General features: G+C 37.4%; 10 protein-coding genes. 2 read left to right on the top strand and 8 right to left on the bottom strand.

Features of this window, described 5'->3' with window-relative positions:
* Positions 1-39: 39 nt before the first annotated feature.
* From NBC122_RS01595 to NBC122_RS01560, 8 genes are all read right to left on the bottom strand, one after another.
* Positions 40-1,356 (bottom strand): ABC transporter permease, encoded by a 1,317-nt coding sequence (locus NBC122_RS01595; RefSeq protein ID WP_133438699.1) that lies wholly within the window; start codon positions 1,354-1,356, stop codon positions 40-42.
* A 30-nt stretch (positions 1,357-1,386) separates the two neighbouring features.
* Positions 1,387-2,316 (bottom strand): ABC transporter ATP-binding protein, encoded by a 930-nt coding sequence (locus NBC122_RS01590; protein WP_133438698.1) that lies wholly within the window; start codon positions 2,314-2,316, stop codon positions 1,387-1,389.
* 335 nt (positions 2,317-2,651) lie between these two features.
* Positions 2,652-3,647 (bottom strand): tRNA dihydrouridine synthase DusB, encoded by a 996-nt coding sequence (dusB, locus tag NBC122_RS01585; RefSeq protein WP_133438697.1) that lies wholly within the window; start codon positions 3,645-3,647, stop codon positions 2,652-2,654.
* A gap of 87 nt (positions 3,648-3,734) precedes the next feature.
* A complete protein-coding gene (locus NBC122_RS01580) occupies positions 3,735-3,938 on the bottom strand; it encodes a hypothetical protein (protein ID WP_133438696.1) in 204 nt (67 codons plus the stop codon).
* Positions 3,939-3,940: 2 nt separating this feature from the next.
* Positions 3,941-4,564 (bottom strand): DUF3575 domain-containing protein, encoded by a 624-nt coding sequence (locus tag NBC122_RS01575; protein ID WP_133438695.1) that lies wholly within the window; start codon positions 4,562-4,564, stop codon positions 3,941-3,943.
* Between the two features lie 10 nt (positions 4,565-4,574).
* A complete protein-coding gene (locus NBC122_RS01570) occupies positions 4,575-5,747 on the bottom strand; it encodes a thioredoxin family protein (RefSeq protein WP_133438694.1) in 1,173 nt (390 codons plus the stop codon).
* A gap of 199 nt (positions 5,748-5,946) precedes the next feature.
* The gene (locus NBC122_RS01565) at positions 5,947-7,620 is read right to left on the bottom strand and encodes a glutamine--tRNA ligase/YqeY domain fusion protein (protein WP_133441029.1); all 1,674 of its coding nucleotides are present in this window, start codon (positions 7,618-7,620) and stop codon (positions 5,947-5,949) included.
* Between the two features lie 121 nt (positions 7,621-7,741).
* Entirely contained in the window at positions 7,742-7,993 is a 252-nt protein-coding gene (locus tag NBC122_RS01560) for a hypothetical protein (RefSeq protein ID WP_133438693.1), read from the bottom strand.
* A 150-nt stretch (positions 7,994-8,143) separates the two neighbouring features.
* Between NBC122_RS01560 and NBC122_RS01555 the strand changes: the two genes are divergently transcribed.
* Entirely contained in the window at positions 8,144-8,821 is a 678-nt protein-coding gene (locus tag NBC122_RS01555; RefSeq protein ID WP_165983176.1) for a sensor histidine kinase, read from the top strand.
* A gap of 721 nt (positions 8,822-9,542) precedes the next feature.
* Positions 9,543-13,754 (top strand): T9SS type B sorting domain-containing protein, encoded by a 4,212-nt coding sequence (locus NBC122_RS01550; protein ID WP_133438691.1) that lies wholly within the window; start codon positions 9,543-9,545, stop codon positions 13,752-13,754.
* The last annotated feature ends 67 nt before the right edge of the window (positions 13,755-13,821 follow it).

The following is a 13,821-nucleotide window of genomic DNA, read 5'->3' as shown; positions in this document are numbered from 1 at the left end:
AACTTTCCTGTAATTTTTACTAACATCTACATCCAACACCTAGCTTCTGATCCATTTCCAAAGTTCCTTTGCGGTCGCTTTATTTCCGTACATTAAAATGCCGACACGGTACACTTTTGCAGCAATATAAATCATTAATAAAGTGGAAACTAAAAGCAAGGAAGCGGAAAGTATAATTTGCCAAACCGGCACTCCAAAAGGAATCCTGGCAATCATCGCAACAGGTGAAGTAAACGGAATCATCGACAACCAAAAGCCAAGCGGGCCTTCAGGATTATTCATGATCGTGAAACTTCCGTACATTCCCACCATCAGTGGAATGATGGCAAACATGGTGAACTGCTGGGTTTCTGTTTCGTTATCAACTGCAGAACCAATTGCCGCGTACATCGAGCTGTAGAAAATATATCCGAGCAGAAAGAACACGATAAATACGCCGATAATCAACGCGACATTCATGTCTAAAAGAATATGGGAAACTTCTCCGGCGATTTGCTGAAAGTCAAATTTCTGCATCATTTCCGCTGACTGCTCTCCGCCGGGAATCTGATTGTTCATCGCGGCAAATCCTGTATTCAGAAATAAGGCTCCGATTACAGACATCGTAATCCAGATGCTGAACTGCGTTAATGCAACCAAAGTTACGCCCAGGATTTTTCCCATCATCAATTCAAATGGTTTTACCGACGAAATGATGATTTCGACCACACGGTTGTTTTTTTCTTCTAAAACACTGCGCATCACCCGAACTCCATAAATAATGATGAACATAAAAACGGCGTACATCAGAACCATCGCCAAGCCGGATTTTACGCCGAACGATAAATCATTATCAGAACTTTTATTATCCACCACATTCTGAGTATTCAGTTCAAAATTTGCATCCAGATTTTTCATCTGGTTTTCAGAAATGCCCAGCGTTTTTATCTTTTCTTTCCGTATGATTTTAGCGAGGTCCGATGCTACTTTTGTTTTGGTGTCGAAACCTATTTTCTTATTAATTAATAACTTAGAATCTTTTTGTAACCCGTCGTAGTTTTGATTTTTCAGTTCCGGAATAATCAGTAAACCTTCAATGCCATCCATATCTTTCAGCGTAGCAACGAGAGATTTTTCGTTTACTGCTGGCACAAATACATATTTAATTTTATCGGTACTTTTGAGATTTCCTACAAAAAGTCCGCTTTTGTCAACCACGTTGAAGGTGCTCGTACTTTCATTCGCTTTAAACATAAAAGCAATCAAAGCGGCAAAACCAATCATCAGAACCGGTGCTAAAAGCGTCAAAATAACAAAAGATTTTTTCTTAACCTGCGTCAGATATTCTCTCTTGGTAATCAGGAATATATTTTTCATAAATATTTTTAATTAAAGTTTTAGTCCGGATTATAAAGAGAATTCCGGTTTTTCAGTCCCACTTACCGCATTGATGAAGACTTCGTTCATGCTCGGAATTTTCTCATCAAACGAACGGATTTTTCCAACTTTCATCAGTTCATTCAATAACAGATTTTGATCTTTATCATTTTTCAAATCGAATGACACCAGTTGATTTTCTGTGGAATAATTCTGGATTTCAAACTGACTGTTAAATTGAGTAAATCTTTCCTGATCCACTTCAGCTAAAGTAACATTGAAAATATTTTTCTTGAACTGTTCTCTGACATCAAATACTTTTCCGTCTAAAACTTTTCTTGATTGGTTGATCAGTGCGACATAATCACACATTTCCTCCACACTTTCCATGCGGTGAGTAGAGAGGATAATCGTCGTTCCGTTCTTCTTTAAATTAAGGATTTGATCTTTAATTAAATTCGCATTCACAGGATCGAAACCCGAAAAAGGTTCATCCAGAATCAATAATTTCGGCCGGTGCAAAACCGTCACTACAAACTGAATTTTCTGTGCCATTCCTTTTGAAAGCTCACTCAGTTTTTTCTTCCACCACTGGTCGATTTCCAATTGCTCAAACCAATATTTCGCTTCTTTTAATGCGTCATTTTTGGTCATTCCTTTGAGTTCGCCGAAATATAAAAGTTGGTCGCCCACGGTCATGTTTTTGTACAGACCGCGCTCCTCGGGCATATACCCAATTTGGCGGATATGGTCGGGATTCAGTTTTTGTTTATTGATATAAACATTACCGGAATCGGCTTGTGTAATCTGATTGATGATTCTGATGAAAGTGGTTTTTCCTGCACCGTTCGGACCTAAAAGTCCATAAATACTGGCTTCCGGAACATCTATGGAGAAATCCTCTAACGCCAGTTTTTTACCTGCGTTATAGGTTTTAGTAACGTTTTCTGCTTTGAGCATCGAAATAATTTTAAATGATTAGTCCTTTAAATAAGGCAAAAGTTACGGAAATTAAGACAAATTTTCAGAAGCCGTCTCGTCCTCAAGACGGGATGCTTTCAGTACCCGCTTTTTACGGATTCTCCCAACCGCTAAATGCCATCTGGAAATCTGTAAAAGAAGCTCAAAAATGCCGTACAATCAGGGCTATGTAGAAGTTTTGGTGTAATTCCGTAATCGGGTGTTTGAGTGAAAAGTAAGAAAACACTTGTTTGTTCAAATACTCAATAATAACCCAAACACTGAATTACAAACTTGGCTCTTTTTACTTTTACCTTGGCTCTTTAAGACTAATATTAATTCACAAAGTCAAAATTCCTGTAAAAAGCATCTGCTTCTGCGATCACAGCATCCATTTCTTCTAAAGTGAAAACCTCCAAAAACTGACGTCGGAAATCTTTAAAATGGGGAATGCCGCGGAAATAATTACTGTAATGTTGGCGCATTTCAATCAGTCCAAGCCGTTCGCCTTTCCAGTCTTTGGACCATTCAGCGTGTTGTCTTACGGCTTCCAGTCTTTCGGTAATGGTAGGTTCAGGAAGGAGTTCTCCAGTTTTGAAGAAATGTTTTACTTCATTGAAAATCCAGGGGTAACCAATTGCACCACGACCGATCATGATGCCGTCACAGTCGAATTTATTTTTATATTCCCACGCTTTTTGCGCAGAATCGATATCACCGTTTCCGAAAATTGGGATTTCGATATTGGGATTATTTTTTACCGCATGAATGTAATTCCAGTCGGCTTCTCCTTTGTACATTTGAGCACGCGTTCTTGCATGAATCGTCAAAGCTTTTACTCCGGCTTCCTGCAGTCTTTCGGCAACTTCCATAATGTTGATGCTTTCTGTATCCCAGCCTAACCGCGTTTTTACCGTTACAGGAAGATGGGTGGAATTTACCACAGCTTTGGTAAGTTTAATCATCAGATCAATATCTTTCAGAACGCCGGCGCCGGCTCCTTTACAAACTACTTTTTTTACCGGACAGCCAAAATTAATATCAACTAAATCAGGATTTACGGCTTCTACAATTTTTGCTGAAAGTGACATCGCTTCTTCATCGCCGCCGAAAATCTGAATTCCAACCGGTCTTTCGTAATCGAAAATATCGAGTTTCTTCATGCTTTTCATCGCATCGCGAATTAATCCTTCGGAAGAAATAAATTCAGAATACATCAAGTCTGCACCGTGCATTTTACATAACTTTCGAAAGGGTGGATCCGAGACATCCTCCATTGGTGCGAGCAACAATGGGAATTCGGGCAGTTCTATATTTCCGATTTTTATCATGGTGCAAAGATATTAATTATGAAAGGAAAAACAGGAGAGGTTTGTTATAAAAAAAAACAGACCTCAGCTGAAGTCTATTTTACTTTTTTAATCAAAGTCGTGGTGGGTATCGTCTTTAGAGTTTTTATAAACAAACCACATTCCGATGGTTAAGCCGATGACTCCTGCAACAGCAGTCATCAGGGCACGTTCTGTTTTGTCTGGCTGCGTATTTCCGATATAATTAAACAGGAATAAGATGATGAAGGTCAGTACGGCAATGACCGCAAATTTTGTACTTTTTATATTCATGATTATAATTTATAGCCGATCATTATTCCACCTCGGTACGGGATCCATTCGCCGCTTTTGTCCCAGCGGCGTCCATCGTCATCATAACGGATTCCCAATTCTTTGTGATATCCTTTATAAAAACCCTGCGAACTGCCGGCTCCTAAATACAGATCCATATTCCACCGGTCACTCAATTGAAACTGATATCCGACTGTTGCTCCTAGAATAACAGCAAAACCGTCTTGGTAAAGATCTTTGCTGTTATAAATTGGTGACTCGGGAGTGAACTGAGAAATACCGTCGCCCCAATAATTGAATTTTTGAATGATAAAGCGTGCTGCCGAAATATTAGCGCCTACATACCAATGTTTAAAAGCTTCGTCAAAATAATATCTGCCATCGAAACCCATCATGTAAACCTGGGCATATTTCCCCATAAATGATTTCCAGGGCGATATAAAAACATCGGCTTGCAGTGTTATCCTTTCTTTTAATTGGAATTCTGCACCGGCATTTAACATTCCCAGCGGAAGAAAAAGAGCATTTCCTTTGACGAAGATATTTTTAGCAGTTTCAGTATTTTGGTTTTGAGCATTACCCAAAAGACCAATTAAGAGGGCAAATAGCAGAATTGTCTTTTTCAAAATCAGTAATTTATTTTAAATTTTCTAAAAGCTGTATGGCTGCAGAAGAATCTTTCCCTTGTTGTTGGGCCAGGTTTTTAGATATTTCGGCATATATTTTTGCATTTTCATTCTTTCCTGTTTTTTGGTAGATTTTGGCAAGAATATAAGTGTTTTCTGCGTTTTCAGATTTCATTACTGATTTTTCTGCCCATTCTTCGGCTTTTTTTAAGGAGGTTTTATTGTCCACATGCTCACTGAAAATCCAGGCTGCTTTCAATAATTCTTCAGGAGCGAAATCCTCTGCATTTTTATAATAGAGTAAGGCCGCTTTTTCATATTCCTTAAAATTGCCGACATTGGGATAATAAATAATTTTCATTCTGTTCAACGCCGTTTCTGCCTCTGCTTTTCCCACTAAAGGAATTGCGTTTTGGTAAAAATAATCGTCATTGATAATTCCTGAATTTTGATCCAGAGAATTTTCCATTATTTTAGAAATTTTAATATTCACATCAAACTGGTTGTAAATATCTTCAGACATTTCTTTAACGATATTTGGTTTTCTGTCCTTAAAAACCTGGTAATTCGGGTCGCCCGGCGTTTTTACGAAATACAGCAGCAATCCGATGTCGTCTCTTGTAAGTTCCTGGTCTTTTTTTACTTTAAAATAACGCTCGGAAACTTTCTTTGCCAATTCGTAATCGGTCTGTGCATTCTGGCGCATCATGTTTAATAAAAATGCGGGATCACTTTCTCCTTTTTCAAAAAGTTCTTTTGGATTACTGTTTACTAATAAAGGATTATTCGCTTCTTTCGCAATTGCGATAAAATCTTCTTCTCCCATATAACCGTAGTTTTTCATCACCACATCGCCATCACCGTTTAGAAAGAGAAAACTGGGATAGGAGCGGATCTGATATTTTAAGGCGATATCCCGGCCTTCTCCCACTTCCATGTCGAATCTTGCATTAATGAAATTGGCATTGTAATATGCTTTTACGGCGGGAAGGGTAAAGATGTTTTTCTCCATTAATTTACAGGGTCCGCACCAGGAAGCGTAAGCATCCATAAAGACCAGTTTTTTTTCGCGTTTTGCTTTTGCTAAAACTTCTTTGAAACTGGTGTTTTCAAAATTAATCGACTCTTGAGAAAATGATATCAAGAAAATAAGTAAGAAAAAGAAAGTGAGCGTTTTTTTCATTTTAATAAAATTCGGTGCGAAGTTAATTATAATATTATAAAAGGGAGTTAAAATAGGAGCTGAATTAAAGTGATCTGAGCATTTGAGTTAAAAAATGCGGAACAAAAGATTTTGATTTTCAGCAATGTATCTGAAATTTAAGTCAAATAAAATGAAAAACTCCGGAAATTCCGAAGTTTTAAATGTTTTCTTTAAAAAATTACTCTGGCTTGAAACCGTCTTTTAAAGTTACCGTTCTGTTAAACACGATTTTTTCCGCAGAAGAATCTCTGTCTTTGGTGAAATAGCCAATTCTTTGAAATTGATAAGGATGACCGGTTTCAGCGTTTTCTAAACTGGGTTCTGCAAATCCCTGAACGATCTTTAAACTTTCAGGATTAATGAATTCCATGAAATCTGTTTCCTTCTCTGCATCGGGTTGTGGCGTAGTAAACAATCGGTCGTAAATTCGTACTTCAACAGGCAGCGCATGTTTTGCTGAAACCCAATGGAGTGTTCCTTTTACTTTTCGCAAACTTTCTTCAGTTCCACTTCCGGATTTACTTTTCTCGTCGTAAGTTGCATAAATGGTTGTAATTTCACCATTTTCATCTTTGTCTACACTTTCTGCTTTAATGATATAGGCCGATTTCAAACGGACTTCCCCGCCTAATTTCAAACGGAAGAATTTCTTGTTTCCTTCTTCTTTGAAATCTTCTCTTTCGATATATAATTCTTTCGAGAACGGAACTGTTCTTGTTCCTGCATCTTCCTGCTCAGGATTATTCTCGGTTTCCAGCCATTCTTCTTCGTTTTCCGGGTAATTGGTAATGACCAGTTTTACCGGATCGATTACCGCCATTACACGGGTTGCGATTTTATTCAAATCCTCACGTACGAAAAATTCCAGCAACTGAATGTCGATCAGATTTTCTCTTTTCGCCACACCAACTCTTTCAATAAAATTTTTAATGGAAGCCGGGGTAAAACCTAATCTGCGCATCCCCGAAATGGTAGGCATTCTTGGATCATCCCAACCTGTAACGGCGTTCTCGGCAACCAAGCGCTGTAACTTTCTTTTAGAAGTGATCATATAAGAAACATTCATGCGCGCAAATTCACGTTGCTTGTTTCTGGTGGTATCTTTTACGTATACCTGATCTAAATACCAATCGTATAACGGCCGGTGATTTTCAAACTCTAAAGAGCATAAAGAGTGAGAAATCTGTTCGATATAATCGGATTCACCGTGCGCCCAATCGTACATCGGGTAAATTTTCCATTTGTCGCCGGTTCGGTGATGCGGTCTTTTTAAAATCCTATACATCACAGGATCGCGCATATTCATATTGGGAGAAGCCATATCGATTTTTGCACGAAGCGACATCGCACCTTCTTCGAACTCGCCGTTTTTCATTTTTTCGAAAAGAGCTAAACTCTCTTCAACCGGACGGTTTCTAAATGGAGATTCAACGCCATCTTCGAAAGGGTTTTTTCTTTGTTCAGTAATTTTTTCAGAGGGTTGCTCATCGATATAAGCCTTACCGTTTTTAATCATCTGAACGGCCCAGTCGTACAATTGGTCGAAATAATCGGAAGCATACAATTCCTGATCGTATTTGAAACCCAACCAGTCAATATCAGCTTTGATGGCATCTACAAATTCCTGTTCTTCTTTTTCAGGATTGGTGTCATCAAAACGAAGATTTACAGGCGCACCATATTTCTCGCCCAACCCGAAGTTGATGCAAATGGCTTTCGTGTGGCCTACATGCAGGTATCCATTGGGTTCTGGCGGGAAACGGAAACGTAATTTTTCTTTCGGTAATCCATTCGCTAAATCTTCTTCTATTATTTGCTCAATAAAATTGAGGGGTTTTTTATCTTCTTCCATGGGATTGTTCATTGCGCAAATTTAGCGAAAAGTGAGGAAATTAAAAAGTAGAATATTTTGGTGTTCTTTTTCGTAAAATAAGAAGTTGCCGCATTTATTTTTCAACTAAAAGCAAAATTATTCAATGGTCTAAGGGATTATATTTTGTATCTTTAATGTTCTTCTTTCCGGCGTTTTTATCTAAGTTATATTGCAGAATTAGGTGGGGTTTATTATTTAAAAAGAAATTTTTGGGTATATGCTCTGCTTTTTTGGAGTATTTTTTCTCTGCTGGATTTACCGATAAGAGTTGGGAGGAAGTAGTTTGGTGGTAAGCAATAATTAATATCGTTTTTAAAATGGCAACTTTTATTATCTTTCTTTTCTTTTTCATCGCAGTTGTCCGTATATAATAAACCTGTATCCTGTGGTTACACATTTGCCTTTTGAGATAAGACCTTCTCATCTTCTCACTGTTTTTATGATGGTGACATTTGCAGTTTTTATCATTTTCTTGATCATTCTTACTAACCGTAAAAAGGCGATGTCGAAAAAGAAAAATGAACTCAAAGAAGCAGAATTTAAAAATCTGATCCTGCAAAAAGAAATTGAAGTGCAAAAAGAAGCACAGGCAGAAAAGCAACGGATCTCCCGCGATATGCATGATGATTTTGGGTCGGGTATTTCCGCTTTGAAACTTCAGATCGAATTTTTGAAACTTTCAAAACACGATGGCAGTATTGATGCGAATATTGAAGATTTATTAACAGGTTGTGATCATCTGAATCATTCCATGCGTGAAATGTTGTGGAGTTTGAATTCAAGTTATGACAGCTTGGAAAGTTTCATCAATTATGTGACCGTTTACGCAGTGAATTTCTTTAAGAAAACAAAAATAAAACCGCATATCCATAATGAAGGTCACCAAAATATAGTGCTGGGAACTGTTATTCGCCGTAATTTGTATCTGTGTGTCAAAGAAGCTCTGAACAATATTTACAAACACAGCTCAGCCGAAAATGTCTTCCTTAACTTTGAACAGAAAGAAAACCATTTTGTACTTGACGTGAAAGATGACGGAGTCGGACTGAGCTCCAACCACTCAGGAGGGAATGGATTTGCCAATATGGAAAGCAGAATGACTGCGATGAAAGGTCAATTTAAAATCCTTCCTTCCGAAAAAGGGTTACATCTTCAATTCATTTTATCATTAGCAGAGTAATGATGGATTTCTTTTTAGTTAAACACAAAGGACTGAAAGCTTTAAAGTTAAACAAAGGCGCTTTGTTTATTAAAGAAATGCAGTTCTTTGAAGTTTAATTTATTCAAAATTATTTACGAACTTTTATATTGAAGAATTAAATGTTATTCTATTGAAAAAGCAGTGCGATTATAATGCGTTTGACCTTGAGCGTTAAGATGATTCTCAACTAATAATGGCATTTTATTTAAACACCGACTTTGTTTTTGTTTTTAAACTCGGTTTTATCGTCTCAAAGAGAGTATTTGTTTCTAATGGTATATTTAAACATTATATTTAAATTATGAGATTTATTTTAATCTTAATCCTCTTTTTTAAGATAAATAAGCTGTCGGAGGTCAGATAATATTAATTAATGTAATTGTCAGGTATTTGTCTGAAAGACCTGATTTATTTTCTTTTCAATCCCCGAAAATGGCTGCCTGGCTACAAAAACAGAAATGTTTTCACTATTGCCGTAAATATTGTTTTTGCATGGTAGGCGAACTTTGTAATGAGCATTATGTCAGGGTTTTTCAAGATTTATTTCTAAATTACAAAATTTGATTTATTAAATTTAACTTAACATAATATTATTAATTCGGAATATAATCGTAAATTGTGGCCTCGGAATTAAGGGGGATTATTTTCGAGAAAAACACAAATTATGAGGGGTAAATAATAAATAATTGTAAATAATGTTATGCATAGAATATTAATTTTTTTAACATTATATTTTTTAGCGTTCTGCCTGCCTTTATTTGGTCAGCAATTTTGTAATGCAGTAAAAATAACTGATCTTAACGGCAACGAAGATCCTTTTATAAACTGCAGTTATCCACTCGACGGAAGCTGTCTTCAATTAAAAGTGACCTATCCCACTTTTTTTGAAACGACTTCGTACCTTGTTTCTTCGGAAAATTTCACTCCCTATGGTGATTTTAATGCCGGAACGCCGCTAAATGCAGATGCGGATGATTTGTTTTTCAGTAAAATAAATATTCCTTTTAATTTTTGTTATTTCGGAAAAAATTACAGCGAGGTAATTGTAGGCAGCAATGGTGTTCTTACTTTTGACAGGACACAGTTGGGAAAAGTAAATTACCCGAATGTGGAGGAGCCGAATCCAAGTGTTACCCTTCCGGAGAACAGTATTTTTGGCGTATTCAGTGATTTGGTTTTTTCGAAAGCCGACGATTCGGAAGTGTATTACAGTATTATCGGAACAGCTCCCTGCCGGAAACTTGTCGTGAATTTTTACAAAGGAAGAGTGCTGGGATGTAATCAAACGGTGACTTCCCAAATTGTGCTTTCAGAAGGTTCTAACATTGTGGAGATTTTTGTGGAAAATAAACCGCTGCTTTGTGCAGACGCAAAATTTAAAAATTCGCTTTTGGGAATTATAAACTCAGGAGCGACCATAGGATATTCACCTGCCGGCAGAAATTCGGGAATTTGGGCAGCGCAAAATGAAGCCTGGAAATTTATGCCAAACGGTAATGCGATCATTCCGCAGGTTTTCTGGTTCAATTCAGGCAATGCAAAGGTTGGAAGTGGAGATGTTGTAAAGGTTTGTCCGGAAAAAGATGAAATTTATACTGCAAAAGTTTCCTATCCGATTTGTGGTAATCTGGAGTATGTTTTGCAGGATACTTCATCGGTAACTTATGCGCTGGATTATCCTTTGGCAAAAAATTCAACTGAAGTTTTCTGCGGAAACAATTCATTTAATGTTAATCTGGAGGATTATGTTGCTGATCTTACGCCACAAAATCCGGGTAATTTGATTTTTAGTTTTTATAATTCCTTGGCAGACGCTCAAAATGCGGTGAATCCGCAACCGGCAAATTTTGTGCTGAGCGCAAACAGGATTTTTTATGTGCGCGTTCAAAGTAAGTCTGAGCCGGGTTGTTTTCGGACTGCCGTTTTAAATCTTAATCTCATTTCTAAAAGTTTGCTTACTTCCAACATCGGTATCTGTGATATTAATAATGATGGGGTAGAAAACAATTTTAAACTTGCACTTTTTAACCCGAAATTATTTGCTTCGCCTGTTAACGGAAGTATTCATTATTTTTTATCGCAGGCAGATGCCGAAAATAATATTAATGAAGTTCAAACGGCTAATCTTGTTAACGGTTTTCAGTTTTACGTTAATTATAAAACCGCGACATGCAGCCAAACTTTTGGTCCAGTTACACTGAATTTTTTATCGTCACCGGTGGTAAATTCTCCGATACCATTGGTTCTCTCCACCTGTGATTATTTGGGTGATTTGACGGAACCTTTTGATTTTATGGCGATATTGGGTTCCCAAGTCACCTCCGATCCAAACATGATCTTAAGTTTCTATGCAACCTACCAGGAAGCGTATTCCGGTACAGGTGCTGTTTTGACTACTATTAGAGATGGGAATTATCAGGTTTATGTAAGAGTGCAGGCACCTGGAGGCTGTTTCAGTATTGCTACCATCAATTTAGATATTACTTTCACGAAAGTTGAAGCCAAAGACGAAACTGTTTATATCTGTTTTGATGGAACTAAGGATATGGCTGTTGATTTAAATGATTATGCGTCGAAAATGTTGTTACAGTCTCCCATTGGTATCACAACAACATTCTTTTTATCAGCCACTGACGCAGAAAAAGATGTAAATCCAATTTCAAATTTCCAGATCATTACGGATAACGGCGATTTGGTGACCAAAACTTTTTATGTGAAATTCTCTGACGCTACAGATTGTTATGCGGTGAGAACAATTGAAATTAATTTGGTGCATGTGGTCATAAAACAGTCTAAGTTTGATATTTGTGACTTTAAAAATGATGGCACAGAAAATGTGACGCTTTCTACCCTGAGCAAACGGATCATAGGATCTCAGAATGCTTCTGTTTCCTATTTTTCTAATCTCACTGATGCCCAGAACAATACGAATGTGATCAGCAGTTATAACGTTCAGAATACAGCGAAACTCTTCGTGCGAATAGTATCATATAGTTGTTCAGCAGTTTTTGAAATTGAGCTTTCTTTGGTTTCAACACCCGTTGTTAAGGAATTGATCACAGCTGTTAAAAACGATGTATGTGATAATAATAATGATGGACTGGAACCCTTCGATCTCACCAGTTATGAATCCGAAATTTATACAGGTTCTGATGCTGTCAGCTTTCAATATTATACGGGTTATAATCCTGCGAACAATTCTTTGACAGGTTTGATCTCAACGCCTTCTGGATTTGTTATTCCCAAAACGAAGGTTGTTTACGTGAAGGTCTCTTTTAGAAGTGGTTGTTTTTCTGTGAGCACGATAAATATCCAACTGAATTTTTTACCGGTTGTTGTTTTAAAAAAAGCAGTTCTTAAAAAATGTGATTATGACTTTAATCTCAACGAATCTTTTGATCTGACAGAGGCTTTGCCGCAGTTATTTAATCCAAATGAAAATTTACTCACCATTGGCGATCTCACGGTTTCTTATTATAAAACAGAAAGTGCGGCCAATGCAGGAGTTCCTGCTGCCCAAATTAGTTCACCGGTAGTCACCATCAATTCAAAAACAACTGTATGGGTGAGGTTTACATCTAAGTCTATCGGCTGTTATTCTGTAGCACCGATCGAGCTCTTGACCTATCTTCCTCCGAAAGCGATGAGCGCTGTAATTGCAGACTTGTGCGATGAAAATCTTGATGGATTAACAGATGTTGATTTAACGGCTTTTACGCATCGAATGGTGTATACAGAAGATCCCGAAAATACTTTCAGTTTTTTCCGCACCAAAGCAGATGCAGATACCAATACCAATAGGATTGCAAATCCGGATAAATTTAGCTTTGGCCCTTCTCTTACGAGAATTTGGGTGCGGGTAGAAAATATCCCGGGATGTTTTGATACCGCTTCCATTGATTTATCTCTGGGAAATAAAATTACCTTTAACAATAGCGGACCGTTTCTAATTAATAACTGTGACACGGGAAACGACAACGTAGAAAATGTGGATCTCACGCAGTTTGAAAAAACTATTTATTCCGGCACTGCGAATTTTGAGTATTACCCGACTCTTTTAGATATAAATAACGGAACCAATATAATCGCCAGTCCCAATAATTATTTATTTAATGAAAATACGGGACCTGAAACAATCTTTGCCAAAGTAAGCGCACCGGGATTCTGTCCGGAAAAGGTGGGAATTAAATTAAATCTTAAGAAAACCCCCATGTTCAGTTTGCCGGATTATTATTTCTGCCCGGATGGTTTTGTGGATATTAAACCCGATTTTTCTAATCTTGGTATTGTGAAATTTGAGTGGAGGAATCCGGCAGGAGAATTAATCTCCACCACCCAAGAATTAAAAAATGTAAAAACAGCGGGCGTTTATTCACTAGCGGTAACCGCCTCTAACAACTGTACCTTCACTACTGATGTAAATGTTAAAATTTATGAGGTTCCCATTATCACTAAATTATTGCCCAACGGAAATTCCTACACGGTGATTGCAACCGGAAGCAAAAAAATCCTTTATTCCCTCGACGGAATTAACTATCAGGACGGAAATGTGTTTTATAATTTGCCTTATGGCGTAACTACTTTTTATGTAAAATTTGAAGGATCAGATTGTTTGGGAATTCCTAAAAAAGGATTGGTTTTAAATATTCGAAATGCTTTCAGTCCGAATGACGACGGTATTAATGATACCTGGATTATCGATGATCTCAATGTTTTTGAGGGCCAGAAAACGAATTTAAAAGTATTCAACAGATTCAAAGAAAAGATTTTTGAACAGGAAAGTGCAACCCGTTTAGAGTGGGATGGTAAAACTTTGGGCCGCGTGGTTTCTACGGATTCTTACTGGTATGTTTTAACTTTGGCCGATGGTCGCGTGTTTACAGGCTGGGTTTTAGTGAAAAACAGAAATTAAATCCGGGCTGAAACAGGCAGGCAAGTTGTAATGGTCAATTTTTGAATTTCAGAAATTCCAGACGCTG

This window comes from Chryseobacterium salivictor (assembly GCF_004359195.1).
Lineage (GTDB): Bacteria > Bacteroidota > Bacteroidia > Flavobacteriales > Weeksellaceae > Kaistella > Kaistella salivictor.
The sequence above is the reverse complement of the archived record's forward strand: the minus strand, read 5'-3'. Positions and strand labels throughout refer to the sequence as shown.

Bases quoted from the DNA above. Each gene is read 5' to 3' on its own strand.
- NBC122_RS01595 (WP_133438699.1), bottom strand. From the start codon at position 1,356: ATGAAAAATATATTCCTGATTACCAAGAGAGAATATCTGACGCAGGTT.
- NBC122_RS01590 (WP_133438698.1), bottom strand. From the start codon at position 2,316: ATGCTCAAAGCAGAAAACGTTACTAAAACCTATAACGCAGGTAAAAAA.
- dusB (WP_133438697.1), bottom strand. From the start codon at position 3,647: ATGATAAAAATCGGAAATATAGAACTGCCCGAATTCCCATTGTTGCTC.
- NBC122_RS01580 (WP_133438696.1), bottom strand. From the start codon at position 3,938: ATGAATATAAAAAGTACAAAATTTGCGGTCATTGCCGTACTGACCTTC.
- NBC122_RS01570 (WP_133438694.1), bottom strand. From the start codon at position 5,747: ATGAAAAAAACGCTCACTTTCTTTTTCTTACTTATTTTCTTGATATCA.
- NBC122_RS01565 (WP_133441029.1), bottom strand. From the start codon at position 7,620: ATGGAAGAAGATAAAAAACCCCTCAATTTTATTGAGCAAATAATAGAA.
- NBC122_RS01560 (WP_133438693.1), bottom strand. From the start codon at position 7,993: ATGAAAAAGAAAAGAAAGATAATAAAAGTTGCCATTTTAAAAACGATA.
- NBC122_RS01555 (WP_165983176.1), top strand. From the start codon at position 8,144: ATGTCGAAAAAGAAAAATGAACTCAAAGAAGCAGAATTTAAAAATCTG.
- NBC122_RS01550 (WP_133438691.1), top strand. From the start codon at position 9,543: ATGCATAGAATATTAATTTTTTTAACATTATATTTTTTAGCGTTCTGC.